Genomic DNA, 25,467 nt, shown 5'->3' with positions numbered 1-25,467 from the left:
ATTCCCTTCAGTGAGTGCAAGCACGCGATTCAATGGAAGAGGGCAGCCACCTCATTGCCTGCTCCAGCAACAACGCCACTGCAATCGCGCCTGCGGCAATCACGAATAACAACGTGTGATGTCCACCCGAGGCATTGAACAGCACCGAATAGGCAAACCCGGCCAGTGCCTGGAACGTGGCAAACGATACGGTGGCCCGGCTCCAGGCGATTTGCTGGCGATGATGTTCAGGAATCAATTCGTGCACGCGGGCCAGAGCCAGTGGCACGATGCCGGGCGGGAATGAACCGAGAATCACCGCCAGCAATGCCAAGGCTATAAATGATTGGGAAGTCGCCAGCAGCCCGAGCGTGATCGCCTGCACCACCAGGACCAGACGAATGCTCGTCCGTGCGCCAAACTTGTCCGCCAGAAAGCCATAACTCACCGGTCCGACAATCGCCCCCAACCCGTACATCACCCACACCAGCGCGCCGACATGCGCTCCGGCTCCGAGCCCGCGCGCCACGTAATCCACCAGAAACACCATGGCCGGCACCAGACCTGCGGCCATGAAGGCGTATTGCGCGAACAGCAAATACACGCCCGGTGGGGTTGGCTGAACCGCCACGCTCTCTGGGGTCGCAACCGGATGCGGCAAGTCATCAGGCCAGCCGAACCAGCTCACCGCGGTCAACAGCAACGACAATGCACCGAGCCCTAGCCAGGTTGATTGAAGGCCCAGGCTCAACAGTGGCGGGACAATCGTCCCGGAGCCGGCAATCCCAAGACCGATGCCAAGGAAGATCGCGCCGCTGGCCAATCCTTTTCGGGTTGCCGGCACGTGGGGCAAGACCGTCGCTGCCACCAACACCATGATCGCGCCACCGGTAATTCCCGACAGCAACCGCCAATCAAAAAACCAACTCACCGACAACGGAAACGCACAGGCAAAAAACGCAGCGGTAACCAACAGCATCATCAGCCGTAACGCATTTTTATTGCCGAGGTAGCGTGCGATTGGCCGACCGAGCAGGGCGCCGATCAGGTAGCCGACCAGATTGGCCGCGCCGAGATAGACCACATCGTTGGCAGAAAACCACTGCGCCTGAATCAGCGCGGGAATCAGCGGGGTGTAAGCAAAGCGTGCCAGGCCGATGCTGACCAGACTGGCGCAGAGTCCGGCGAAGATTGCCGATGCTGAGGATGACGTACGCATGAGCGCGATCTCAAGAAGGTTTATGGCGCCCAGCATATCGGCTATGTTTGCTGCATTCGCGCAGCGAATCGGCTGCGCAGCGATGCAAATCTGCATCACAAGGGGGCAAGATGAATTGGGACGATGCACGGGTATTTCTCGCGGTTTGTCGTGAATCGACATTGCGTGGCGCGGCGCGGGTTCTGGGCGTGGATCAGGCCACCGTCGGGCGGCGGATCACGGCGCTGGAAAAGTCCCTCAGCGCGACGCTGTTCTTGCGTACTTCTGAGGGTTACGCGCTGACGGCTGTCGGCGAGGCGGCGCTCAAGAACGTGGAGAAAATGGAGCACTCGGCGCTGGAGCTGGAGCGGCAGATACAGGGGCTGGATGATCGCCTGACCGGTAACGTGCGCGTCAGCACCACCGACTCGCTGGCCATCGACTTTCTGATCCCGGCCATCGCCCGTCTCCACCAGCAGCATCCGGACGTACGCGTGCAACTTGATGCCTCGACGCAGATCCTCAGCCTGGCCAAGCGCGAGGCGGACATCGCCGTGCGTAATACCCGACCTGACAATCCGGACCTGATCGCACGGCGGATTGCACGATGGCCAGTGGGGTTGTTCGCTTCGCAGGCCTATATCGACACTCATGGCGTTCCTGCTCAGGGCGCGGCTTTCGAGGGGCATGACCTGGTGGTTTACCAGCCGTATCTGCAGAGCAACAAGGACATGACGCTGGTCTCCGAGCCCCTGCATCGCGGGCGTATCGTCGCCAGTCTCAGTTCCAGCCTGTTGGTGCGCCGCTCGATTGCGGCGGGTCTGGGTGTAGGAGAAATCCCGGTGTACATGGGCGAACAGGATGGTTTGGTCAGGCTCTGGCCAGAGCGTAATCGTCCGCAGCCGTATGAAGTATGGCTGGTGACCCATGCGGATTTGCGTCACACCGCACGGGTTCGGGCGGTGATCGAGCAGATTGTCGAAGGGTTTGCGCTGGAGAATGGGTGAGTGTCTGGCGTGTTTTGGAGAAGCTACGTTGCCCGACGAAACGGCCTACAACTTAGGCAGAATCCGCTGGCTTGCGGGCTTGGTTGATGGGCTCTATTGTTGCTGCAACTCACCGCGATAGACATCACGCTTGTGAGTGATCACCCAGGGATGGGTATCGGTAACCAAGGAAGGGGATCGGATTGAAAGCCAGTGAGTTACATCAATATCCAGTCAGTGAGACATCGAGCAAAGGTCGGAATACTCAAGTCATGAGCACGGTAAGCCGCGAAGAATTCAATGCCAGGATCGAGACCATTGAAAGCAGAATGGACGCTCGAATCGACGGTGTACGCGCAGAAATCCGCGAGTTCCTTGCGATTCAGAGCGAGCGGGACAAGACGCGAGATCAGACTCAAATTGAACGAGACAAGATTCAAGTTGAAAGAGACAAGCGTTACGACCTGATTTCGCAGGATATGCGAAAAATTTCCCGGAGAGCTGAGGAAGCTGCGAGGCAAGGGGCTACCGTCAAAGCTAATGTTTGGGCAGCCACTGTCGTCCAGTTGCTTGGAATCGTTGCCATCGTCGCAGGTGCCTATTACGCGAACCAAGCCAACATGTATGTCGCGATACAAACCACCCTGGCTGCGGTTCAAGCGGGCAAGGATATCCACGCACCGTCACCGCTGGCATTACCCTCACTTACACCACCGCCATAAAAACGGCCTTCATGAGAAGGCCGTTTTTTGTGGTCGTCAAGCAACCTCATGGCATCTGCGGCAACTCCTGCGGCCGCAAGTCGAACACCAGCACCTCGGCATCCACGCCATTGCTCAATGTCAGCGCCTGTTCTTCGCGAACCCGCACGCCGTCACCTTCCTGCAATCGCTGGCCGTTCAGTTCCACACTGCCGCGCGCCACATGCACGTAGGCGTAACGATTGGCGGGCAGTTCCAGGGTAGCGCTCTCTTTGCCATCGAATAGTCCGGCAAACACTCGCGCATCCTGGCGTACTTTCAGCGAACCGTTGCTGCCGTCAGGCGAAATGATCAATTGCAGCCGACCGCGTTTTTTCTGGCTGCTGAAGTGCTCCTGCTGATAACGCGGTTTGGCGCCGCTGACTTCCGGCACGATCCAGATTTGCAGGAAATGCACAGGTTTGGTTGCCGAATGGTTGAACTCACTGTGCGCCACGCCACTGCCGGCGCTCATCAGTTGTACGTCGCCTGGGCGGATCACCGAACCGGTGCCCAGAGTGTCTTTATGTTCCAGTGCGCCTTCGAGCACGTAGGAGAAGATCTCCATGTCGCGATGCGGATGCTGGCCGAAACCTTTGCCGGCGGCAACGCGGTCATCGTTGATGACCAGCAGGTCGGAAAAGCCCTGTTCACGCGGATCGCGATAGCTGGCAAAGGAAAAGGTGTGGAACGACTTCAACCAGCCATGATTGGCGAGGCCACGATCGGAGGCTTTGCGAAGAGTCAGCATGATGAAATCTCCTGGCGGGACGTGAATTCGTCCGAGTGAGGAGAAGCTTACTGTTAACCGTTTGAAGCAATAAGTAGATAGAAATTGAAACACTGTCGCGATCAGGTTGACAGTTTTGCTCGTCAGTTCACGCATTCTTTTCCGACGTTCAGCGCTCGCTTGGCCATAATGCTCAGCCTGACTGTTGTGTTTATTTTTTTTGATCAGTGACGTAAACCCATGAAAACCGTGGCAATGGTGTTGTTCCCCGACTTTCTGCTGCTCGATATGGCCGGCCCGATGGAAGTGTTTTCGGTTGCCAATCGTTTTCTGGAAGCAGAATCACACTATCAACTGATTACCCTTGGGACAGAACGCGGCCCGCTGCGCGCCTCCAATGGCGTATGCGTGCACGCTGACCTGCTTATCGGTGACAACGACGAGCGCTATGACTTGCTGCTGGTGCCGGGTGGCCCGGGGGCCTATAACGAAAAATTCCCGACGCTGTTCGCTTGGTTACCCGGGGCCGTGCAGCGCGCCGAGCGTTTTGGCTCGATCTGCACCGGCGCTTTCGTGCTGGGCCATGCCGGATTGCTCGACGGTTATCGCGTGACCACGCACTGGAACTACACCGAACGCCTGATCAAGGGATTCCCGAAAGCCAATGTGACGACCGATCAGATTTACGTCGAAGACCGCAATCTGATCACCTCGGGCGGCGTCACTGCGGGTATCGATCTGGCGTTGGCCGTGGTCGCCCGGGATCATGGCAAGAAAATCGCTCAGGACGTGGCCAAAGTTTTACTGGTGGTGATGAAACGGCAAGGCGGCCAAGCGCAGTTCAGCCCGTTGATGGCTGCTGTGGCTCCGCAGGAAACCCCCGTCACCCGGGTGCAGCACTATGTGCTGGAACACCTCGACGAGGCGTTTACCGTCGAGCGCATGGCGGGGCTGGCGAACATGAGTGCGCGGCATTTCGCCAGGGTGTTCGCCCGCGACGTCAACATGACGCCGATGGAGTTTCTGCAAAGTGCGCGCATCGACTGTGCACGTAATTTGCTCGAAACCAGCGATCTGCCGCTGAAAACCGTGGCCTATAAAAGCGGCTTCGGCAGCGTGCGGCACATGCGTTCGCTATTCGCTGAAAAGCTCGGCCTGACGCCTGCGCAGTACCGCGAACAGTTCAGCTAGAGCGGTTCTGTCCGTCCAGGGCACCCGGATGTCCGTGCGACGTCCTGTGTGGCGGTTGTGCCGTCATCTGAGGCTGCCAAGATAGTTGGCATGGACAATTTCAACGATGTGAACACGGCGGCGGTGCTGCGCTTCGGCCCTTACGCGTTTCATCTGCGCCAGCGGCTGATCCTCGACGGGGATCGGCAATTGCGCATGGGCGGTCGCGCGCTGGACATTCTTCAGTTACTGGTCGAGCGGGCGGGGCAGGTGGTCAGCAAGGAGCAATTGATTGCTCGGATCTGGCCAACGTCGGTAGTCGAAGAGATCAACTTACGCGTGCACATCGCCGCACTGCGGCGGGCGTTGGGCGATGGTCAGAATGGTCAGCGTTATATCGTCAATGTGCCGCAACGCGGGTACAGCTTCATCGCCCCGGTGCATTACGACAGCGTGCCGCAAGCAGTCTTCAAAGGGCTGCAACCACCGCAGCACAACTTGCCCGCGCGACTGACCCCGGTCACCGGCCGCGATGCGCTGGTTGGCGGCATGGTGCGGCGCCTGCCGCTGTGTCGACTGATGACTGTCACCGGGCCTGCCGGTGTCGGCAAGACCACCGTGGCGCTACGCGTAGCGGAGTTACTGCTGCAACATTTTCGTGATGGCGTGTGGTTGGTCGATCTGGCGCAGATCGATGTCGAAATCCCCTTGCTGGAACACCTGCTGCGCACCCTCGATTGCGATTTCGCCACGCTGTGCGTGCGTCATGCATTGCTGGTGCTGGACAATTGCGAACACCGGCGCGAGGCCTGCAAGGCAATGGTCGAGACGCTGCTGGACGCCGCGCCGCAATTGACGATCCTCGCGACCAGTCGTGAGGTCTTGCAGGCCAGTCTGGAAATCGTTCAACCGTTATTACCGCTGACTTTTCCTAACAGTTCGGCAGTCGATTGTGTCGCGCAGGCCATGGGCTATCCGGCGGTGCAGCTATTTGTCAGCCGCGCCCGGGCTCGACAGCATGATTTCAGTTTGCGCGAACAGGATCTGCCCACCGTACGCGAGATCTGTCGTCAGCTCGATGGCTTGCCGTTGGCGATCGAACTGGCGGCTGCGCAGATCGACGCACTGGCGTTGATCGGATTGCACGCGCAGTTGGCCAACGGCCTGCAATTGCTCAACCACGGCCGGCGCACGGCGGTGCCTCGTCATCAATCCATGCAGGCCGCACTCGACTGGAGTTATCAACGCTTGAGCGAGCAGGAACAGCGTGTGCTGCAACGCTTGTCGGTGTTCAAACTGGCCTTCACTTTGGAGGCTGCTCAGGGCGTGATCGTTTGCCCAATGCTGTCTGCATCGCAGCTGGGGGCAATCATCGAACGGTTGGTGCACACGTCATTGTTGGCGGTGGAGCAGAAGGCTGGCACGGGCAGATACCGGATGCTCAATACCACCCGGCGTTATGCCCGCGAGCACCTTGAGCGCAGTGGTGAAGGCATTGAACTGGAGCGTCGACATGCGCGCTTTATCAGTCGTGTGCGTCATGCGTCAGGCGAGCACGGGATCGCGCAACTCGTCGAGTAACTGGCGCACTTTTCGCAGGTCCGGCGTGGCGTAGCCTTCGGTGAAACGTTGATGGATCGACGTCAGCAGATCCAGCGCTTCGCGATGACGGGATTGACGTTGCCAGAGCTGGGCGAGCGAGGTGGCGCTGCGCAACTCCCAGGCCAAGGCACCTTGGGTGCGGGCGATGGACAGGGCTTGTTTCAGGATGGCTTCTGCTTCCTGAACATTTGCGGTGACTGAGCTGGCCTCTTCGCGAGCAGGCTCGCTCCCACAGGGATTTGGGGGGGACGCAGAATTTGCGTTTAACACGAAACCATTGTGGGAGCGAGCCTGCTCGCGAAGCCGTCCGCTCGGACGCCCTGCGTCATCAACCATTAACGCATTCGCCCGAGCCCGCAGAATCTCCGCCGTACTCCAACCCGCATCACCAGCCAGCGCCCGCGTCAGCAAATCATCATCAACAAAGCGCTCATCCAGCGTCACCATGATTTCCCGCACCAGCCCGCTGCCATCCGCCGGCAAGGGCATAGTGGTTTCAGCGTCGATCACCTGTGCGTAGTGCAGCGCCCAGCGATAAAACAACAGCACCGAATGCTTCTGCGATTGCTCAAGCAACAGATGCAACAGTGCCCGGGCGTTCTGCTTGTCACCGTTGTAATGGGCGATCACGCAACTGGCCAGTGCCAGGGTGTAGCAAATCGAGGTGCCGTGATTGATCTGCAGGGCAATGTCCAGTGCCTGTCGCGCCGTGCGCCACGCTTGATCGGGAAATCCTTGCAGCCACAGCACCCGGGCGAGCACCGTCAGCGAAGCGACGCTTTGGTCATACTGCACGCCAAAACCGTGGGTAAAGCGGTTGAGATGACCGCTGTGCGCCATGCGTTCGAGCACTTGCTCGGCATGAATGCGTGCCTGTGGCTGGTCGCCAGCGTAATGCAGGGCCAGCACCCGCAAGCGGTGCGTGCTCAGCGACAGCAACGGGTCGCCGTGCAGGCCGAGGCGGTCGAACTGTTCGCTCTGCTCCAGCGCCATCCGGTAGCGCCCACAACTGAGGTTGACCGCCAGATGCCCGGATATTGCGCGCAATTGGCCGGCGATATCAGCATGTGTCTGGGCCAGTTGGCGGGCGTCGACAAAAGCGCCGATAGTCTCCGCGGTGGCGCCCCAGGTGTGATAACAGGCACTGCCCAAAGCCAGTTTCAGGGCGATTTTCAGATGCGGGCATGGGGCGCCAAGTTCGTCCAGCAGGCGCAACGCCCGCCGCACGTAATCGCCGTACTCCTTGAGTAGCGACAGCTCCTGCCACAACGGCGCCGAGGCTGCGGTCAGCTCAATGGCCAGATTATCCGGCCCGGCTCTGTTCAGGCTCCACTCCAGCGCTGCGCGCAAATCCTCCAGACCTCGGGCATAGCGCTCGATCCACAACGCAGTGGGGGTGTTTTCCCAGTGCGATTGCGCCTGATGCATCAGGGCCAGGCAGCGTTCGGCGTGGCGCTGACGAGTCTCATCGAGTTCAGCCGCGACATCGAGTTTTTCCAGGGCATAGCGGCGTGTCGTATCGAGCAGGCGATAGAACACCTCTTCATCACCCACCTCGACACTGAGCAAGGATTTGGCCACCAATTGCGTGATCGAGGCGAACACCGCAGCGGGGTCGATCTGCTGCCCGACGATCACGGCCGCCGCCGACTCCAGGGTAAACCCGCCGCGAAACACACCGAGTCGACGCAAGCAGGTTTGCTCGCAGCGATCGAGCAGGTTGAAACTCCAGTCCAGCGTGGCACGCAACGTCAGGTGGCGCTCGGCGCTACTCTGGTCGCTCGCCGCCAAGGGAGGCAAACGGCCCTGCAACTGCGCCAGCAAGCCGTCCAGCCCCAGTTCGGCGACTTGTGCCGCCGCCAGTTCCAGCGCCAGTGGAATACCGTCCAGTCGGTGGCAAATCTCGATGGCTTGCGGCAACTGGGCATCGCTCAATTCAAAGCTTTCCTGCGCCGCCATCGCCCGTTCGACAAACAGCTGCAACGCGGAAAATCCCAGCGCCTGGGCTCGGTCCAGTTCGACAGGCAAAGGTGGGTAATCGAGGGTTTCCAGACGTTGCACAAATTCGCCTTCCGCACGCAGGCTTTCGCGGCTGGTGGCAAGAATATGCACCTGCGCCGCGCCGCGCAGAATGCTTTCACTGAGCGCTGCTACGGCGTCGATCAGGTGCTCGCAGTTGTCGAGCACCAGCAGCATCTGGCGCTGGCGCAAACCATTGACCAGACACACCAGCGGATCGCCGTCCAGCAGCGACAGCTCGAGCAGGGCCGCCAGGTGCGAGCAAATCAGCTGTGGGTCGTTGAGCGGCGCCAGATCCACCAGTCGAATTCCGTCGCGGTAATGCCCGATCAACTGTTCAGCCACGCGCAAGGCCACCGTGGTCTTGCCGATGCCACCGGGGCCGACCAGGGTTATGCAGCGCCGGCGTGGCAGCTGCGTCATCAACCGGTCGACCAGCGGCTGACGGCCAATCATCCGCGTGCGCCGCAGGGGCAGATTGTGCCGACCGTCGGCATCGCCCGCCGGGCGCTGTTCGATAGTCTCGTGCAGGATCGGCGCAACAAAACTGTAACCGCGTTGCGCCACGGTGACGATATAGCGCTGGCCAGCCTGACCGTCGCCCAAAGCCTTGCGCAGCGCTGCCATGTGCACCCGCAGGTTGATGTCTTCGACAACGCTGTCCGGCCAGACGGCGGCCATCAATTGCTGCTTGCTCACCACCTCGCCGGCGTGGCCCAGCAGAGTCAGGAGAATGTCCATCGCTCGCCGACCCAGTCGCAACGGCTGATCGCCCTCAAGCACCAGCCGTTGCCCGGGATGAATCCGATAGGGGCCGAAACCGAGGGCCTGATTCGGGGGAAGACTCAACAGCTCACTCCTGGGGTGCTGCGGCGGACAGAGCGAAACAGGGCCGGGCGCAAGCGCAGGCCGTCTATTTCGGGGTGTCCGGGCATAATCCTCAGGTTTTGCGATCAGTGCAACGGGTGACGCAAGGGTAAAGGTCAAAACATGGCAGAGGGTGAGCGTTGTTTGTTGGGTGCACCCATGATCTGGCAGCGCCAGGCGAACGGGTTGATGCCTTCGCTGCGGGTGAACATATGACAGAAATGCGCCTGATCGCAGAAACCGCATTCCAGGCTGATTTGCGTCAGGCTGAGGTCGGTGTGCTGGATCAGCAGTTTGGCGCGAGCGATGCGTTGGGTGCGGATCCAGTCTTGCGGCGAGAGCCCGGTGCTGCACTTGAATGCCCGGGAGAAGTGGCTGCGTGACAGTGAACAGGCGTGGGCCAGTTCGGTGACTTCCAGGCTTTCGCCGAGGCGTTCGAGGATGAGTTGTTTGACGCGTCGTTCGCGTTGCGGGCTGAGTCCGCCGATCCCGCTTTTGCGCGGTTCGCAGGCAGGGGCGAGGGCGACGGTGGGGTGTAATTGAGCCATGGCCAATGTCCGTGTCGGTGGGGAAGGCACGGTCAGCGCTCTCCCTCAATCAAAAAAACAACGCTGCGCAGAGGCATTCATTGTTGAGTGGGGCGCCGTGACTGACGAGTTAATCGTTGTTAATTTCGCGCTGGCGCGGCGTTTACAGCGCCATTGATCGGCTAAAGTGCGTAGCACATGCGTATGGCTGGCCATAGAAGGAAACCGAGCCGATGAACCGTAATGATCTGCGTCGCGTCGACATGAATCTGCTGGTGATTTTCGAAGCGCTGATGTTCGAAAAGAACCTGACCCGCGTCGCCGAAAAACTGTTCATGGGCCAACCGGCGGTGAGTGCTGCGCTCGGGCGTCTGCGTGACCTGTTCGATGATCCGTTGCTACTGCGCAACGGTCGCGGCATGGAACCGACCGCCCGCGCCCTGGCGATCCTCAAGGAGTTGCAACCGGCGATGGACGTCATCTCTGGCGCGGTCAGCCGGGCCAAGGAGTTCGAACCGGCGAGCAGTTGCGACGTTTTCCGCATCGGTTTGTCGGACGATGCCGAGTTCGGCCTGTTTCCGCCGCTGTTGCGCCATTTGCAGCAAGAGGCGCCGGGCATCGTCGTGGTGGTGCGCCGTGCCAACTACTTGCTGATGCCGGCATTGCTGGCCTCCGGGGAAATCTCCGTCGGCGTCAGCTACACCACGGATCTGCCTGCCAACGCCAAACGCAAGAAACTGCGCGACATTCCCTGCAAAGTCCTGCGCGGCGATGATCGCCCGGGGCCGCTGACACTCGACGAATACTGCGAGCGTCCGCACGCAATGGTGTCGTTCTCCGGCGACTTGAGCGGCAACATCGACATGGACCTGGCCAAAGTCGGACGCAGTCGCCGCGTCGTCCTCGGCGTACCGCAGTTCAGCGGCCTGCGCGCCTTGCTCGCCGGCACCGAGATGATCGCCACCGTGCCGGATTACGCCGCCTGCGCGTTGGTTGAGGGCTGTGCGTTGCGCGCCGAAGACCCGCCGTTCCCGATTGATGCCGCGCAATTGTCGATGGCCTGGAGCGGTGTGCATGACAACGATCCGGCGGAGAGATGGTTGAGATCGCGGATCAGCCAGTTCATGGCGGCGCCGCTGAATATTCCCGCGGCCGAGCGCTTCGAAAGCAAGACCTGAGTTCGCTGGGCAGGGCTGCGAACGTTCACGGATTTCCACCATTTCCACTTCGCCGTTCGTCGGAAACTGCTCTGCACCTGTCAGATCTGACAGGTGACGATTGCCGACTTTCCAGCCTTTAATCACTCCGTCGTCCGATCCTCTGGCAGGAGTGTTTGTCATGCTTTTACGACTCAAAAAACAGATCGCAACGCTGGCACTTGCTGAGCCGGATATTACCGGTCGTACGCTTCCCATTCTTCCCTCGGGGGAGTGGGGGATCAATCGCGCTGCGGCGCAAGGGATCTATCCGGACGATGGGTTGCAGGTCTACCTCAGCCCATGGCCGACCAAGAATAAAGGCGACCTGGTGGTGCTCAGGAAAGACTCTGTCGAGGTGGATCGGTACACCATCCGTGATCAAGCGGAATCTGATCAGCGTGCGACCCTGTTCGTTGCTCCGCGTCATCTTACTTCGGGCTCCCATGAAATCGACTATTGGGTAAAGCGACTAGGCCTGGATCCCGCCGAGACGTACACGCCGCCATCGAAAATTTTCGTCAAGCTGGAAGTTCCCGGCGGACAGGATACGGAAGAGGGGCCGGGGCATTCCAATCTGTACATGTTCATCCCGCCAGAATTTGTCTCTGATGGAGTGGACAGCGACAACATTCCGGTGGATCCGGATGATGAGGATAATCCGGATGCGCCGAAAGCGGGTGTGCCTATCGTCATTCGAAACGCATCCGGTAGCGGCGAACCCTATCCTGAGATTGCCGTGGGCGACCAGCCTCAGATCACTTGGGGGGGCATTCTGATCTGGGGCGACGAGGTGACGGCGGAGCAAATCAGTGATCCGGTGAATAATCCCATCACTGTTTACGTCAAGCGGGCAGTTATAGAAAAGGCAGGTGATACCGATACGGTTGGCCTGGCCGTGAGCTTTCGCGTGCGCGATATCGTCCATAACTATTCGGAGGACTGGTGTAAAGAAACCCGGATCAGGGTTTCGCTCAACACCAATCGGCTGGTAGCCCCTATTGCCAAGGATGCGCTCAACAATGTTCTCGACCTTGACCTGTTGGGTGATAAAAATATCTTCGTTCAGGTCTGGGCAACCTCAAGCCAATTCAAACATGAGGACTGGATTGAAGTAAAAGTCAGCGGTACCACCGTCGATGGCGAAGCCGTGACATTCACTGCGCCGAAGCAGCAGGTCGACAATCTTCCCCACACCTATGAGGTCGAGTTCGAGAGTGCGGATATGCGCAGGCTTGCCGCAACCCAGGTGATTTTTTCTTATGAGGTCACGCGCGAGGGAATTGCCGATCCGCTGCAATCCAAAGGTCAGTTCGTGCAAGTCAAGGGTGAGGCCACGCGCCTGGATGCCCCTGTTGCTGAAGATGAAAGCCAGGGCGCCATTGATCCTGACCTGGCACGTACCCGGATTCTGATTCCCTTTAATCCGCTGTTCAACTATGGCGAAGCGTTTGAACTGGTGTGGTTCGGTAAACGTCCGGATAGCAGTGTCTATATCCCGGAATTCGAAAGATACATCCCGAGCCGGGAGGAAATCGCCGACCCGATCGGTTTTTTCCTCGCTGTCGAAGGCTTGCACTTGAAGACCATTGAGGGCGGAACACTGGTGTTGTCGTACGTCCATTTGAGTGTGGACGGGAACGGCGACATTGTCAGGCGTGTGTCGCGTCCCGCGGCATCGCTGAGGGTGGGCGAGCCAAAATTCGAGTTGGTTAAACCGATCGTGCTCGGAGAAAGCAATGGCTCACTGGAGCCTGCTGATTTACCCAATGGCGTTGGTCAGCTGATTGCTCCCAAATCCATCGCCACGCCGACGAAACGCGGCGATAAGGTGACTTACATATGGGCAGGGGAACAGTCAGGCGAGACCGGCGACTCCATCGACATTACTGCGCTCAACGAGAATAGCGACGTGTCATTCCGACTCAGCCCAACGTTCGTGGCCGAGCATATCGAGCCAAATCGCGGTGCCAGGATCAAGACCAGTTACAAAATCTGGCGTAAAGAAACCGACACGATCAGTTATTCCAACCCCCTCGTGTTCTTCGTCGGCGAATCCAAGCAATTGCTGGATCCGGCCCGCGTAGTGGAGGCGCTCAATGACATTCTCGACCCGGCCAATGCCCAGAACGGAGCAACCGTTGAGATACCGGCCAATGATCCCGACAATACCGGCGATCACCTCCATATGAGCTGGGCATCATCGGACGGAGTGGTCAATTACACCGATGACAAAGTGGTCAGTGGCAATAACAAGGGCAAGCCGATCGAGTTCACTGTAGGTCTGTCCGTTGTGCAGGCCAGCTTGAACAAGAAAATAACTGTCAATTATCGGGTCGAGTTATTTGATGGTGGCGAGGCGAACGGCAAGCCGTATGCGTTTGACGTGCAAGCGCAGGAGTTCAGATTGCCGGTCGCCACCTTCCGGGAAGCCACAGGGGCGCAGAACGATCAGTTGAACCCGGACGACGTCTACCCCAACGGCGCAACGGTGGTGATCCCGGCGACGGCTCAACTGAAAACCGACGATGAAATCACCGTGACCGTGGTCGGCAAAACCACTACCCCTTACTACCACACGGTTCTGGCAGCAGAGGCCGACAAAGAACTCAGCGTGATCAAAGTGGCCCACGCGGTGATCAGCGCCAACCTCGATGCCAGCATCGAGTTGCGTTATGAGGTCAAGCGCAAGGCCGGAGGTACCGATGGCCCGTCGGTGCCGACGGTTTACGATGTTCGCCGGGTCATCGGCAGCGGTACCCTGAAAATTATGGGCGCCCGTTATAACCGCAGTACTTATCGCGCATCCAGTGCCACTCGTGTACTGAGCGCATTCAACGCCACCACGGGGCAGCCGCTGCAAGCGCAGTGGAAGTACGTTTCGGACGCAGAGTGGATGACCGCTGCCACCTGGCGCGACACCTCACCGCAGCAGCCGCTGCAAGTGCGCACTGCCGATGATCTGGTCACGCTCAACCCGGCGAATATCATTGGCAACGGGATCGATACCACGGTTACAGGTTTCGCGGCTTTCGTCGCTCACCGAGATGTCGGGGATGTCGCCGGTTGGGGCAACGCTGCGCACGGTGCCAATATTCCTGCGACCATCATCACCATGGATGACATCGTTGAGGTCAGCTGCACGCGCAGCGCCTATGCGGCTCGCCGCGCCAATAGTGCAGTTGTCGCTTGGGGAACCGCCGCCGCGGGCGGAAGCATGAGCGGTATAGATCCGTTGGGTTTTGTCGAAGTCATCGGTAATGCGACCGCGTTCACCGGGTTGAAGACGACCGGGCAGGTGGTTGCCTGGGGCGCACCTGCCATTGGAGGTAGTGTTCCTGCAGACATCGGCGCACTGACGGATATTGTTCGAGTGGTGGCGGCGGGTCAGGCTTTTGCAGCAAAACGATCCGCCGGGAATGTTGTGGCCTGGGGCCTGGCGGCAGCCGGTGGGGTGGTTCCCGGTGATATTGCAGGCTTGACCGATATCGACAATCTGATCGGCAGTTTTGGTGCCTTTGCCGCGCATCGCGGCAATGGGCGGATTGTCGGCTGGGGCCACGCCACCTATGGCGGCGCTGTGCCGGCTGAAATTGCGTCTCTGACCGACATCATCGAATTGAGCTGCGCCAATGCGCAGGCCTTCACCGCAAGGCGCGCCACCGGGCAGGTGGTGGCGTGGGGAACGGCGGCTTACGGCGGGACGATTGACGCGCTGATCGGCGGGCTCACGGACATTGTCGAGGTCAGTTCCACCTGGCGCGCGTTCGCAGCGCGCCGAGGCAATGGTCACGTAGTGGCGTGGGGCACTCCTGCGGAGGGTGGTCTGGTGCCTGCCGAAATCGCGGCGCTCGATGACATTGTTCAGGTGTGTGGTTCCTCCATGGCTTTTGCCGCGTTGCGCAAGAACGGCACAGTGGTCGCCTGGGGGAATGCGACCGTAGGTGGTGATACCTCGACAGTCGTCACTGAGCTGACTCAGGTACTGGCGCTTTACGACAACACTCATGGGTTTACCGCGCTTACCGCTGACGGCCGCGTCGTGACCTGGGGACATCCCAATGGCGGCGGGGACAGCAGCGCCGTACAGGAGCGGCTGAGGGGCAAGGTGTCTTATCACGCCACTCCGACCTCCAGAGGCCGGGCACTTCTGGCCAGTCGCTGGGCCGAGCTGAATACCGGGCGGTGAACGCCTGCCATTGAGCCTTCCTTCAACCCCGGAATATGGCGCTCGACAGAGCGCTGTATGAGGTCTCGCCATGCACAAAACAACATACACCCCGCTCAAACCGTCAGTAGACGAAGCGCCCTGCGATGTACTTGATCCTGTAGACATTCCCGCCAAAGGCGTGACAGTCAGAATCAAACCTTATGACGACATGGCCTACCGTGATCAAGTGCATCTGGCTGTCGGTGAGGATTACACCGATGAGATCCCGATCGGTTTAGCGGCTGTTGGCAAAGACGTCATATTTACTGTGCCCGGCAGTGCACTGATCGCCGACGCGAACGACATCGTCTTGATTGAGTACAAAGTGCAGTTTTATGACGGCGATCTGGTGGATTCGCAGCCACTGGATCTCGTATTGCAGTCGGGCTTTGACGCCAAAGCGACCCTCGATCTGAGCGCACATAACCACGTGGTGTCAGTCGATAAACCGCCGGTCAAGTTACCCGCCGCCGCCCGAATGACGCGACTGGCGCAGTGGGGGAGCGGCCCCTATCAATACACCAGCAGCAATCCGGCCATTGCCAGTGTCGATGCGCAGACGGGCGAAGTCACTGCCCTTCGCAATGGCGAATGCTCCATCAGCGCCACCGACAGCCAGAGCCAGACCCGAACCTACCCGTTGACTGTGAAGGGCATTGTGGAAGTGCACTTCCTTACCCACAGCGCGGATTGGCAAGGGATGCTCACGCTGTGCGAAACAGCAAAATTGCAGCCGGTCACGCTGACCCAGATTAAACGCATGTGGACACTGTACTTCCCCGACACCGGCCCCGTGGCCGATTACCTTGAGTGGCTGAATTATTCCGTATGGACTGGCGATGATCTGGGTGCCAGTACCGCTTGGACTTATGACCTTAACGGCAACTCGGTCAATGACAATGCCAGTGCTCAGGACATCGATACGTTTTTTCAAGTCCTGGGGGTTAACGCGGCTCAAGCGAAGCGTCAGAAGGGCAGGGAGTAGAGGCCATGCAAGGCGCACGGCTCCCACAGGGTTATTCGGTGCCAACAGAATAGGCGAGCAACCCGGATCAGTGTTGCTGCCGGCTCAGACACTCCAGCAAACAACCCGGATCCAGCACCTCATCATTCACATAAATCCCACGCTCGGCATCGTACGTGCGGACAAACACCCGCACTGTCGCATCCGCCACGGTCGGCAGTTGTGAATCACGAAACACGTGGCGATCCGGGATGACCACGAAATCCTGCGGCGCGGTGTCATCAAACGGCCGTGGCGGCTGCGCGGACAATGACGGCGGAGCGGGGTGGGCGAAGGGCTGGTTCGGCCCGTAGTAGATGAAATTGCTGTCCAGCGCGTGTGCCTGTGTGGCGGCGAGCAGACAACCGGTCAACAGCAGCCGTTCGAACATTTGCATGGCGGCACCTGCGAGTGCGGTTTTCCCCAAGGCTATTAACTATAGCTGCCCTGCGGCAGGTCCTACAGCGTTGGCTTACAAGTTTGCAACAACCGCAACTGGCGGGCTGATTTAGACTCGGATCCGCTCAATCACGAGCATCGTCCGGAGTGCGCCATGGAAGTGCCAAACAATAAAACCGCCATCGAAAGCAATCGTCAGGCGTGGAACGATTCCGCCCGTCACCATCAGGATTCGCCTGACTGGCAGGCGTTGCTCAGCGAAGTCGCTCAGGCGGACTTCTCCTGTCTTGATGAGACTTTGAGCGGATTGCTGGCGGTCGACGGTAAAGACGTGATTCAACTGGGCTGCAACAACGGCCGCGAAAGCCTGTCGCTGTTCGCCCTTGGTGCGCGCAGTGTGGTCGGTGTCGATCAATCGGCGGCGTTCCTCGAACAGGCGCGTGAGCTGAACAAGCGTTCACCGCACAGTGCTGAATTCATCGAAAGCGATATCCATCATCTGCCGGCGACGTTGCACAACCGCTTCGACGTCGCGCTGATCACTATCGGCGTACTGAACTGGATGCCCGACATTGGCGAATTTTTCCGCCACGTCGCGCAGGTTCTGAAACCGGGCGGACAACTGGTGATCTACGAAACCCATCCGTTTCTGGAAATGGTCGACCCTGACGGCGAAGACCCGTATCGCCTCGCGACTTCGTACTTCCGCGCAGAGCCGTTCGTGCAGGAAGAGCCGATCGTCTATGTCGGCAAGGTCGAACAGCAGGCGGCGAAATCCTACTGGTTCGTGCACACCCTCGGCGCGATCTTCAGCGGCGCCATCGGGGCAGGGCTGAATATTGCGCACTTCAAGGAATATGCGCATTCGAATCGGGAAGAGTTGTACGACCAATACCTGAACCAGCAAGCGCAGTTGCCGATGTGTTTCACCCTGGTTGCCACCAAGGCCTGAAGTTTTCCATTGTGACAAATGGCCTCTTCGCGAGCAGGCTCGCTCCCACACTGGATGTGCGTCATGCACACATTCAATGTGGGAGCGAGCCCGCTCGCGAAGGCGGCCTCATGATCGCCACAAGATTTCAGAGCTGAATCAAGCCCCCGCCGCCGCGCTCACGGTCGGCCGCCCCGGTTTGCGCAATGGGTCAAGCCGTGAGCCCTCATACCGGGTTTCGCGGAAGAATTTCCAGCGGCCGAACAGACAGTAGACGTGAGTGACGCGTCCCTGCTCGTGGTAGCCCATGCGGATGTGCAGCTTCAGCGCCGGGATGTTGTGGGTTTCGCAAACGTCGACCACTTTGTTGCAGCCCTGCGCGGCCATGGCTTCCCAGAGGGCGACTTGCACGTCCACCGACAGGCTGCTGCCGAAATAGGCGCGGATCATTTCACCACCGAATTCGAAGAACTCGCCGGGTAAGACCTTGAACACGCAGCCGTAATAGTGGCGGTCGTGATAATCGCGAATGCTCCCCCAGATGAAGCTCACCGCATGGCCGTCCGCATCGAGGTACATGTGCCCGGTGTGACCTTCGGCGGCCAGTTCGGCCATGGTTTTCACGCGATCACCAAAGTGCTTGGCGAACGCCCCGGCGTTCTGCGGCGTGATGTCCACCTTGCGCAGGCCCTCATAGGGCCGCAGCTTGTGCGGCGGCACCGGGCTGACCAGGTCGCGCTCCATCCACAACAATTCCCAGTGAAAGAACACGTAACGTTTCCACAACGTGCTGAAGGTGCGCCCGAGGCCTTTTTGCCGGATGCGTTCTTGTAGTTTTTCGATCACGCTCATGATGCCCTCCGAGGCCGGAGCCAGGGTGTTGTGGATGATGCTTGGGTGGGTATAGATCACGCTTTTCAATTCATTTCAAAGTGCCATCTTCGAAAGTATTGCAAGTTATGTAACTCAATCGAGTGCTGCCGTACCGCGTGCAGAGTCCTTGTTCAGATCGGCATAGGAAACCCGCGCAACGCCGGTCAGCCGCTGCTCTAGCACAAGGCTCAGAGACTCCTGGGGGGCGAGATAGGCATCGCCGAAATCAACCCCGAGTTGTGTGGGATGCGCGACGATTTCCAGCACGCCATCGGTCGGCACGCTGTTGCTGCGCAGATCCACCGGCGTGCAGACGTAATCGGCGGTGATCCCGGCCAGACTGTGCAAGCGCCAATTGAGCAAACCTTTGAACACGCGTTTGGCCAGGTTGAGGTTTTGCCCCAGATTGCGCGCCAGGCGAATCGGTACGCCTTGATGCGCGGCGAAGCGGGCGACGATCTCGCCGATTGGCCAGATGTTGTGCACATGCTGGTGCGAATCGATATGGCTCGGCCGCATGCCGTGGTCGACACAACGTTGCCATTGCGCCTGCAACTCATCGTGCACCGCGTCGCGATCCTCACGACTGAGCCGCAGGCTGTGACGCGCGAGGCTGAGGTCGAACACGCCGTGGCTGTCGCAAAACGTTTGGCGCGCGACGATCCTCTGGCTCAGGGGGCGCCCGTAAGTCAGGTTGAAGTGCAAGCCGATCCGGCCCGCCAGCGCGGGATGCCGGGCCATGGTGCAGGCCGCTTCGAACGCCGGCATGCTGGCCATGGCGGTGGCGGAGCTGATGATCCCGGCCTGGAACGCCGCGAAGATCACCGCGTTCTCGTTCGCGCTGAGGCCGAAATCGTCAGCGTTGACTATGACTTGGCGAGGCATGTTCGCCCTCCGGGGTGATCGCGGCAGGTTTGACGGTGGGTGCAACGGGTTTGGCCGCGCGTCGGGCTCGCCACTGTTGCACGGTCGGTTTGAGTCGATGCCACAGGCGCAACGCCAGGCCCAGCGCCAGGCCACTGGGTCGCCAGGAATAGAAACTCCAGCGCCAGTGCTCCAGTTGCCCGGTCATGCGTTCATGCAGTTGATGGCTGGAGTTTTCCAGGCTCACGCGCGAGGCATCGATCCAGCGCCAATGCTCGTCCAGACCCCAGCGAATCCATTCCTCCAGCAACACCCGGCCACTGCCCAGATCAGCGTATTGCGGCAGGAAGGCGAGGTTGTAATCGTAGAGCCGGCCCTGTTCGAGCAGGCCGAGGCGATAGCTGATGCAACGCCCGTTCAGCTCCAGCGTGACCAGCCGCACCAGGCCCTGGCCGGCGAGGGCGATGAAGGCACGCTCGATCAGTTGCCGACTTCGATCACTGGCAAAAATGCCGACACCTTCGTCACCTTTCCAGCTCACCGCTTCAACTTCGCTGATGGCTTGCAGCAACGGGCCTATCGACATCGCGTCCGGAACGATGCGCCGTACCTCGGCGCCACACGCCGCAATCCGCTTGCGCGCCCGCCGCAGTTTATAGCGTGGATCGCCGGAGACTTCCTGATGATCGGCCTCACTGATCAAGTGCACCGGCACTCGACAACTCAGGCGTCGTTCACCCGTGGAGCTGCGGGCCATCCATTCGGTGAGGGCGCTTTCTTCACCGGCAGGTTCGGACAGTTCGTTGAGTTGCAGCAACGCATGGGGCACTCGCTGATGGATCAACGCCAAGGCGTTGCACATGTCCTCACTGCCCAGCAATGACAGCAGCGCCAGTCGATCGGCCAACGGATAGCCCAAATGATGCAGCACCCGGAACGGCACGCCAAAGTAGCGCTCGCGACTCGCCACCAATGGCAGGCACAGCCGCAACTCGTCCGCGTCCCAACCCAGCAGAATGTGCAAGCGCTCACGCTCGCCAAGTGTCTGCTCGGCCGCGCACAACCAACCGAGGTGGTTGAACGGTGTGTGGTCCGTCACCCGCAGGCGGAATGCTTCATACGCCGCTGCCGGAAAATCGGCGGCGCACAATGAAGTGCGCCATTCGAATCGCATCACCATAAGCTCAGTTCACCGTGGCCGTTACGGGTGGGCGGGAAGGTTTGCGCAGCGCTGCCAAGCGCGAGCCGCTGTAGCGGGTCTCGCGGTAGAAGCGCCAGCGGCCGAACAGCATGTACACATTCATGATCCGCTGCTGTTCGGTATAGCCCATGCGCAGGTGCAGCTTGAGCGCCGGGATGTTATGGAATTCGCAGACGTCGACGACTTTGTCGCAGCCTTGCGCGGCCATGGCTTTCCACAGCGCCAGCTGCAGATCCACTGACAGTTCGGTGCCCCAGTAGGCACGGGTCAGTTCGCCGCCGAACTCGAAGAACTCGCCGGCATTCACCGGGAACAGGCAGCCGTAGTAATGCCGGTCGAAATAGTCCCGCACGGTGCCCCAGATGAACGCCACGGCATCGCCCTGATCGTCCAGGTGCATGTGCCCGGTATGCCCTTCGTTGGCCAGTTCGGCCATGGTGCCGACGCGGTCGCCGAAATAACGGGCGAAGGCGCTGGCGTTGTCTGCCGTGATCTTCACCACCCGCAATGGCGGATAAGGTTTAAGGCTGTGCGGCGGTACCGGGCTGGCCAGATCGCGCTCCATCCACAGCAGTTCCTGGTGGGAAAAGACGTAATGGTTCCAGGCTTTTCTTACGGTGGCAGTGAGTCCTTTCTGCCGTAGATGTTCAGTGAGGTTACGCAGCAGTTTCATGGTGTTCACTCCTGATGACGACGCATCGCGCGGCTCAAGGCTCGCGCGGCAGAACATCAAAAGGGCGGTCATGAGGCGCTCCAGCGCAGGGCGAACAGGGTTTGTCCTGGCAACGCGAAACGCACGCGACCGTCCTCGCAGTGAAACGGTGCGTCGCGGCTGCGGTTGTCGGCGCCGAAATAACGCAACGCACCTTTGTTCAACGGGCACCTGGCACCGCTCAGTTCCACACGCTGCAATCGCGTGCCTTTGTTCACCCCGAGCAAGCCACGCTGCTCGCCGTCGGCCATCGCCAGTACATCGACTTCAAAACCATCGGTGTCCAGCTGCAGCACTTGCTGCAGCCAATGCTGCGCGATGAACTGCTGGGCCAGCCCCACCGGTTTCAGTTCGAAATGATCGTCGCCGAGCACTCGCAACATGCCCTTGGGGTACTGCGGCTCATCGGCGGCCTGGAACCAGTTGAGCATCGTCAGCAAACCATCCTGCGAGGCGTTGATCACCACTGATGCCCACCACAGCGAGGCGTAATGGGTGTCCTGATCGTAGGGGCTGAGGCTGGAGCCGCTGGACATATTGGTCTGATCGAGCAGCAAGGCTTTGCGCGGCTGGCCATTGCCATCGAGGCCGACCAGTTCGGCAGCGCGGCGCACGCTGTCGCGGTAGACGCGGGTGGCGAGCAGGTCGCGGATCATCCATTCGTGCCACGCGAGCGCATCGACCTGATCGGCGGACTCACTCAGCAAACGCCGCGCCCAATCGATGCCGCGCTTGTCCGCCGCGTTGTCGGCGAACGGCCCGTTGACCAGCCGTGAACTGGCCGGCATGGCGATGCGCACGCCGGCCTTGGCATTCGCCGGATCACTGCGCACTTGCCGGGCCATGCTGGTGAAAATCGCCTGGTACTGCGCATAGCTCGAATAATTGAGGTTCGGCTCATCGGCGAAACCAATGTAATGAGTGCCTTTGCCACCCAGTGCCCGAGTGCCGGCAAGCCACGCATCGAGGCCGCTGTTGCTTTGTACATCGGCGCGCAGATCGGCCTGACGCTGACTGCCGGCGAGCAGGGTGATGTCCTGTCGGATGCCGAAACGCTCCTGATAGACCTGACGGAATGCGTCTTCGAAATGCGGGTTCTTCGCCGTGACGTCGACGAAGCTGTAGTAACTCGCCGCCGTCGGTTTCAGCGCATCGAGCGCAGCATGACTGGCCGGCGGCGGCATCACATAAGGCAGGGCAATGCCCAGATCGGGCGTGCGGCCGAGGACTTCGTCGTGCAGAACCAGGTGAATCTGGCCGACGTCTTCGCGCAGTGGTTTGAGCTGCTGCGCAGTTTGCGCAAACAGGTTGGCGGTGCCGTCGAGCCAGAACGCTGCTTTGCCGCTCCCTTGCAAACGCAAGCGCCAGACTTGTTCTTGTTGGCTGACCGGCAGTGCGACCTGATCGAACTGCCAATAGGCGCGATAGGGTTTGAGTGCCAGCGTCAGCGTTTGCTTATCGCCGACCCGCTGTGCCTGCAAACCGCTGACGCCGCCATGAAACTTGCCGGCCAGCACCGCGCGCTCGCCGGCGGCTACTTTGAAATACAACTCGTCGCCGTTACGCGTTTCGGCGCTGAAATGCACTTTGGCCGGGGCGAACAGCGCCACGGTTTTTTTGTCATGTTCAATCCGATAACCCCGAAAGCTATAGCCGGGGATTTCCAGTCGACTGCTTGCAGCTCCGGGCAGCAAAGTCCAGGTCTGTGAACCGCGAGTTTCGCTGGCTTTGATCAGCCGTTCGCCCTGCAATTTGCCCTGACCGTCGAGCAGATACAGATGTTCTTCATTGGCCTCGGCCTGCCATGCCGGCACCCATCGTACTGTCACCTTGTCCGGGCGATCCGCTTGCAGGTACAGACTGCCGTCGCGAATCTCGCCCCAGCGCATCGACGCGGCGAAGGCGTCGAGCGACAGGCTGACGCCGAACAGCAGGGCCAGGCCTTTCATGCGGCCTTCCGTTGCAGGATCTGCAGCATCGGCAGCACGTCACGGGGCAGGATGATCAGGGTGTGCCAGAACGCTACGCCGCTCAAACGGCAATAGAGCACCAGCATCGCCACGGTCACCGCCAGATAGGCAATCGACGATGCCGCTGCGGCGCCGACGATGCCGTAAGCCGGAATCAACACCAGGTTCAGCGCCAGATTGAGCAGGGCGCCGAGGCCCATCAGCAACGACACCGTGCCGGGACGATCCTTGCCAATCAGATCCAGGCGCAGAATGCTCGCGTAGCACAGACCCAGCAGGCCCGGCAGCAAGGCCAGCAGCGCCGGATAGGCCGGTTGATACGCCACGCCGAACAGCGTGATGATCAACCATTCGCCGATCACGGCCATGGTCAGGCAGGCGCCGAGCATCACCGTGGCGGTCAGGCGCAGGGCCAGCGGGGTGACTTTGTCCATGCCTGCATCCTGTTGCAGCAGGCGCTTCATCAGCGGCGTGGTCACCGCCTCGGGAACGATCAGCAGCAGTTCGGCGGCGGCGCTGGCCATGGCGTAATGGCCGAGCGCGGTGCTGCCCAGCAGGGCGCCGATGAACAGGTAATCCGAGCGCAGAATCACTTGCTGGAACAACAGGTCCGGATGGCTGCGGGCGCTGAAGCGCAGCAGCTCGTTCTGGCTGGCACGGTCCCATTGCAGCTGCATCGGGTGCGCACGTTTGAGCCAGACCCAACCGGCCAGTACCACCAGACTGATCCCGGCCAGCCAACTGATCAGCGCCGCTTCCAGCGCAGCACTTTTCCACATCCAGAACAGCGCAAGAAACAGCAGCAGCGGCGCCAGCGATTCGGTCAGGCGCAAGACGTTGAACGCGACCACGCCGCCGGAAGCGTTGTGCAATGTCAGCAGGCCGCTTTTGAGTACGGTCAGCGGCACCGCCAGCAGCAACAACCAGGCGAGCAGGCCGAGTTGCATCGTGATGTCGAGTTCAGTACCGAACTCACGCACCAGCGCCACCACCAGCAAGGTCAGCAGCCCCGCCAGCAGACAGCCGAACACCAGCACCTGAGCGAGCAACAACCCCATCGGTCGTTGCTTGGCCGCTTGATAACCGACCGCCGAGTTCAGCCCGCCACTGGTGGCGGCGCTGATCAGGTCGGGCAAGGTACTCAGTAGCGCAAACAAGCCACGCTCACTGGGCCCGAGGATCCGCGCCAGCAGCACGTTGCGCAGCAGGCGCAGGGCGATCATCGCCAGTTTGGTGCCCATGCTCAGCGCCAAATGTTTGAGATAGTGGTTGCGGCTCATGGCCGTGCCCCGCGATAAATCCGCCACGACAGCAGTTCCGGATTGCGCGCGGTGCGTTGACTGACGCCGAAACGCGGCAGGTTCAGCGGGTCGCCTTCACCGCGATAAATGCCGGTGCCGGTGCCCAGCGCAAACGGGTAATCGTGATCGGCAATCTGTTGGCGCACGCGTTCATCGTTATCGCCATTGGGGTAGCAATACACCGGTAAGGGCCGGTTGCAGCCGTTGTACAGGGCATCGCGGCTGCGCTTGATTTCTTCGCCCAGGCGCACATCATCCAGACCCGTGAGGATCGCGTGACTGGCGCCGTGCGGGCCGAACCGCACCAGCCCCGAAGCTTCGAGTGCGCGCACCTGATGCCAGTCCAGCGCTTGCGGTTGCGAGTCCTGCGGGCATTCGTCGGTCAGGCGATCCAGCTCGTGCGGTGCAAGGCTCTTGAGGCTTTGCAGGTAATGCAGCAGCGCCAGGCTTCGGCGGTCGACATCGATGTCATCGACCAGCACCGGCAAGGGATGGCCGCAGACGCGCAGGCATTCGATCAAATGCATCCGCGCCTTGTCGCCATGGCTGCCCCACAGCGTTTCACCCAGGCTTTCCCACCAGAAGCGCTGGTGGCTGCCGATGAAGTCGGTGGAGAGGAAAATGCTTGCCGGCACCTGATGTTTTTGCAGCAGGGGGAAGGCGTTGACCGCGTTGTCACGCCAGCCGTCGTCGAAGGTCAGCGCCACCCGTGGTCGTTCGGTGCGCAGCGAATTGGGCTGCAGAACCTCCATCAACGGCACGCAATCGAAATGCCTGCGCAGCCACACCAGCAAGTGCTCGAACGCTTTTGGGCCGACGCACAACTCGTTGCGGTGCGGCAGGTCAGCGGCGCGGTCGTTGGCCAGCACCCGATGCAGCATCAGGATCACCCCGGCGCCGTGCAGCTGATTGCGGCCCACGGACGAATTGAGATAGAGCCAGCCACTGGTGCGTTTTAGAAGTTGTTTTATCGCCATGGCCTGAGTCCT

Annotated in this window: 21 protein-coding genes; 9 read left to right on the top strand and 12 right to left on the bottom strand. The window is 60.2% G+C overall.

Annotation, left to right across the window (positions count from 1 at the left end; translation table 11 throughout):
• Window positions 1–7: 7 nt before the first annotated feature.
• Window positions 8–1,198, bottom strand: coding sequence for a YbfB/YjiJ family MFS transporter (locus IEQ42_RS20170; RefSeq protein ID WP_210704885.1), 1,191 nt, complete (start codon window positions 1,196–1,198; stop codon window positions 8–10).
• Between the two features lie 110 nt (window positions 1,199–1,308).
• Between IEQ42_RS20170 and IEQ42_RS20165 the strand changes: the two genes are divergently transcribed.
• Both IEQ42_RS20165 and IEQ42_RS20160 read left to right on the top strand, forming a co-directional pair.
• Window positions 1,309–2,184, top strand: a complete 876-nt coding sequence (locus tag IEQ42_RS20165) for a LysR family transcriptional regulator (RefSeq protein WP_210704884.1) — start codon at window positions 1,309–1,311, stop codon at window positions 2,182–2,184.
• A 251-nt stretch (window positions 2,185–2,435) separates the two neighbouring features.
• Entirely contained in the window at window positions 2,436–2,885 is a 450-nt protein-coding gene (locus tag IEQ42_RS20160; protein ID WP_210704883.1) for a hypothetical protein, read from the top strand.
• Between the two features lie 46 nt (window positions 2,886–2,931).
• On the opposite strand, the gene IEQ42_RS20155 is transcribed toward IEQ42_RS20160, so the two are convergent.
• Window positions 2,932–3,654: a pirin family protein gene (locus tag IEQ42_RS20155; protein ID WP_210704882.1), complete on the bottom strand. Its 723-nt coding sequence runs from the start codon at window positions 3,652–3,654 to the stop codon at window positions 2,932–2,934.
• Window positions 3,655–3,873: 219 nt separating this feature from the next.
• On the opposite strand from IEQ42_RS20155, the gene IEQ42_RS20150 reads away from it, so the two are divergent.
• A complete protein-coding gene (locus tag IEQ42_RS20150; RefSeq protein ID WP_210704881.1) occupies window positions 3,874–4,824 on the top strand; it encodes a GlxA family transcriptional regulator in 951 nt (316 codons plus the stop codon).
• A 90-nt stretch (window positions 4,825–4,914) separates the two neighbouring features.
• Window positions 4,915–6,384: an ATP-binding protein gene (locus IEQ42_RS20145; RefSeq protein ID WP_210704879.1), complete on the top strand. Its 1,470-nt coding sequence runs from the start codon at window positions 4,915–4,917 to the stop codon at window positions 6,382–6,384.
• Here the strand turns inward: IEQ42_RS20145 and IEQ42_RS20140 are convergent.
• Window positions 6,349–9,273: an ATP-binding protein gene (locus tag IEQ42_RS20140; protein WP_210704878.1), complete on the bottom strand. Its 2,925-nt coding sequence runs from the start codon at window positions 9,271–9,273 to the stop codon at window positions 6,349–6,351. The genes IEQ42_RS20145 and IEQ42_RS20140 overlap by 36 nt on opposite strands.
• A gap of 134 nt (window positions 9,274–9,407) precedes the next feature.
• Window positions 9,408–9,839: a helix-turn-helix domain-containing protein gene (locus IEQ42_RS20135; RefSeq protein ID WP_210704877.1), complete on the bottom strand. Its 432-nt coding sequence runs from the start codon at window positions 9,837–9,839 to the stop codon at window positions 9,408–9,410.
• Between IEQ42_RS20135 and IEQ42_RS20130 the strand changes: the two genes are divergently transcribed.
• The 4 genes from IEQ42_RS20130 (at window position 9,838) to IEQ42_RS20115 (ending at window position 16,209) form a co-directional block, all read left to right on the top strand.
• Window positions 9,838–9,996: a hypothetical protein gene (locus IEQ42_RS20130; protein ID WP_191626412.1), complete on the top strand. Its 159-nt coding sequence runs from the start codon at window positions 9,838–9,840 to the stop codon at window positions 9,994–9,996. The genes IEQ42_RS20135 and IEQ42_RS20130 overlap by 2 nt on opposite strands.
• Before the next feature lie 55 nt (window positions 9,997–10,051).
• A complete protein-coding gene (locus IEQ42_RS20125; RefSeq protein ID WP_210704876.1) occupies window positions 10,052–10,996 on the top strand; it encodes a LysR family transcriptional regulator in 945 nt (314 codons plus the stop codon).
• 160 nt (window positions 10,997–11,156) lie between these two features.
• On the top strand, window positions 11,157–15,203 hold the full coding sequence (locus tag IEQ42_RS20120) for an RCC1 domain-containing protein (protein WP_210704875.1): 4,047 nt from the start codon (window positions 11,157–11,159) through the stop codon (window positions 15,201–15,203).
• A gap of 70 nt (window positions 15,204–15,273) precedes the next feature.
• Entirely contained in the window at window positions 15,274–16,209 is a 936-nt protein-coding gene (locus IEQ42_RS20115) for an Ig-like domain-containing protein (protein WP_210704874.1), read from the top strand.
• 67 nt (window positions 16,210–16,276) lie between these two features.
• Here IEQ42_RS20115 and IEQ42_RS20110 read toward each other — a convergent pair whose 3' ends face one another.
• On the bottom strand, window positions 16,277–16,624 hold the full coding sequence (locus IEQ42_RS20110; RefSeq protein ID WP_200617035.1) for a hypothetical protein: 348 nt from the start codon (window positions 16,622–16,624) through the stop codon (window positions 16,277–16,279).
• 156 nt (window positions 16,625–16,780) lie between these two features.
• Between IEQ42_RS20110 and IEQ42_RS20105 the strand changes: the two genes are divergently transcribed.
• Window positions 16,781–17,578 carry a class I SAM-dependent methyltransferase gene (locus IEQ42_RS20105; protein ID WP_210704873.1) on the top strand — a complete coding sequence of 266 codons (798 nt, stop codon included), beginning with the start codon at window positions 16,781–16,783 and terminating at the stop codon, window positions 17,576–17,578.
• Window positions 17,579–17,716: 138 nt separating this feature from the next.
• Here the strand turns inward: IEQ42_RS20105 and IEQ42_RS20100 are convergent, their stop codons facing one another.
• From IEQ42_RS20100 to IEQ42_RS20070, 7 genes are all read right to left on the bottom strand, one after another.
• A complete protein-coding gene (locus IEQ42_RS20100; protein ID WP_210704908.1) occupies window positions 17,717–18,409 on the bottom strand; it encodes a GNAT family N-acetyltransferase in 693 nt (230 codons plus the stop codon).
• Window positions 18,410–18,523: 114 nt separating this feature from the next.
• Entirely contained in the window at window positions 18,524–19,315 is a 792-nt protein-coding gene (locus IEQ42_RS20095; protein ID WP_210704872.1) for a ChbG/HpnK family deacetylase, read from the bottom strand.
• Window positions 19,287–20,474 (bottom strand): GNAT family N-acetyltransferase, encoded by a 1,188-nt coding sequence (locus IEQ42_RS20090; RefSeq protein WP_210704870.1) that lies wholly within the window; start codon window positions 20,472–20,474, stop codon window positions 19,287–19,289. Before IEQ42_RS20090 ends, IEQ42_RS20095 begins: the two co-directional genes overlap by 29 nt.
• Before the next feature lie 4 nt (window positions 20,475–20,478).
• Window positions 20,479–21,168: a GNAT family N-acetyltransferase gene (locus IEQ42_RS20085; protein WP_210704907.1), complete on the bottom strand. Its 690-nt coding sequence runs from the start codon at window positions 21,166–21,168 to the stop codon at window positions 20,479–20,481.
• A gap of 68 nt (window positions 21,169–21,236) precedes the next feature.
• Window positions 21,237–23,156, bottom strand: coding sequence for a hypothetical protein (locus IEQ42_RS20080; protein ID WP_210704868.1), 1,920 nt, complete (start codon window positions 23,154–23,156; stop codon window positions 21,237–21,239).
• A complete protein-coding gene (locus tag IEQ42_RS20075) occupies window positions 23,153–24,457 on the bottom strand; it encodes a lipopolysaccharide biosynthesis protein (RefSeq protein ID WP_210704866.1) in 1,305 nt (434 codons plus the stop codon). The genes IEQ42_RS20080 and IEQ42_RS20075 overlap by 4 nt, the downstream gene beginning before the upstream one ends.
• Window positions 24,454–25,455, bottom strand: a complete 1,002-nt coding sequence (locus IEQ42_RS20070; protein ID WP_210704864.1) for a polysaccharide deacetylase family protein — start codon at window positions 25,453–25,455, stop codon at window positions 24,454–24,456. The genes IEQ42_RS20075 and IEQ42_RS20070 overlap by 4 nt, the downstream gene beginning before the upstream one ends.
• Between the last annotated feature and the right edge of the window lie 12 nt (window positions 25,456–25,467).

Origin of the sequence: Pseudomonas iridis (assembly GCF_017980685.1) — a bacterium.
GTDB classification, from domain to species: Bacteria; Pseudomonadota; Gammaproteobacteria; order Pseudomonadales; family Pseudomonadaceae; genus Aquipseudomonas; species Aquipseudomonas iridis.
This window is presented reverse-complemented; position numbering and strand designations above follow the sequence as displayed.

Bases quoted from the DNA above. Each gene is read 5' to 3' on its own strand.
- IEQ42_RS20170 (WP_210704885.1), bottom strand. From the start codon at position 1,198: ATGCGTACGTCATCCTCAGCATCGGCAATCTTCGCCGGACTCTGCGCC.
- IEQ42_RS20165 (WP_210704884.1), top strand. From the start codon at position 1,309: ATGAATTGGGACGATGCACGGGTATTTCTCGCGGTTTGTCGTGAATCG.
- IEQ42_RS20160 (WP_210704883.1), top strand. From the start codon at position 2,436: ATGAGCACGGTAAGCCGCGAAGAATTCAATGCCAGGATCGAGACCATT.
- IEQ42_RS20155 (WP_210704882.1), bottom strand. From the start codon at position 3,654: ATGCTGACTCTTCGCAAAGCCTCCGATCGTGGCCTCGCCAATCATGGC.
- IEQ42_RS20150 (WP_210704881.1), top strand. From the start codon at position 3,874: ATGAAAACCGTGGCAATGGTGTTGTTCCCCGACTTTCTGCTGCTCGAT.
- IEQ42_RS20145 (WP_210704879.1), top strand. From the start codon at position 4,915: ATGGACAATTTCAACGATGTGAACACGGCGGCGGTGCTGCGCTTCGGC.
- IEQ42_RS20130 (WP_191626412.1), top strand. From the start codon at position 9,838: ATGGCCAATGTCCGTGTCGGTGGGGAAGGCACGGTCAGCGCTCTCCCT.
- IEQ42_RS20135 (WP_210704877.1), bottom strand. From the start codon at position 9,839: ATGGCTCAATTACACCCCACCGTCGCCCTCGCCCCTGCCTGCGAACCG.
- IEQ42_RS20125 (WP_210704876.1), top strand. From the start codon at position 10,052: ATGAACCGTAATGATCTGCGTCGCGTCGACATGAATCTGCTGGTGATT.
- IEQ42_RS20120 (WP_210704875.1), top strand. From the start codon at position 11,157: ATGCTTTTACGACTCAAAAAACAGATCGCAACGCTGGCACTTGCTGAG.
- IEQ42_RS20115 (WP_210704874.1), top strand. From the start codon at position 15,274: ATGCACAAAACAACATACACCCCGCTCAAACCGTCAGTAGACGAAGCG.
- IEQ42_RS20110 (WP_200617035.1), bottom strand. From the start codon at position 16,624: ATGCAAATGTTCGAACGGCTGCTGTTGACCGGTTGTCTGCTCGCCGCC.
- IEQ42_RS20105 (WP_210704873.1), top strand. From the start codon at position 16,781: ATGGAAGTGCCAAACAATAAAACCGCCATCGAAAGCAATCGTCAGGCG.
- IEQ42_RS20100 (WP_210704908.1), bottom strand. From the start codon at position 18,409: ATGAGCGTGATCGAAAAACTACAAGAACGCATCCGGCAAAAAGGCCTC.
- IEQ42_RS20095 (WP_210704872.1), bottom strand. From the start codon at position 19,315: ATGCCTCGCCAAGTCATAGTCAACGCTGACGATTTCGGCCTCAGCGCG.
- IEQ42_RS20090 (WP_210704870.1), bottom strand. From the start codon at position 20,474: ATGGTGATGCGATTCGAATGGCGCACTTCATTGTGCGCCGCCGATTTT.
- IEQ42_RS20085 (WP_210704907.1), bottom strand. From the start codon at position 21,168: ATGAAACTGCTGCGTAACCTCACTGAACATCTACGGCAGAAAGGACTC.
- IEQ42_RS20080 (WP_210704868.1), bottom strand. From the start codon at position 23,156: ATGAAAGGCCTGGCCCTGCTGTTCGGCGTCAGCCTGTCGCTCGACGCC.
- IEQ42_RS20075 (WP_210704866.1), bottom strand. From the start codon at position 24,457: ATGAGCCGCAACCACTATCTCAAACATTTGGCGCTGAGCATGGGCACC.
- IEQ42_RS20070 (WP_210704864.1), bottom strand. From the start codon at position 25,455: ATGGCGATAAAACAACTTCTAAAACGCACCAGTGGCTGGCTCTATCTC.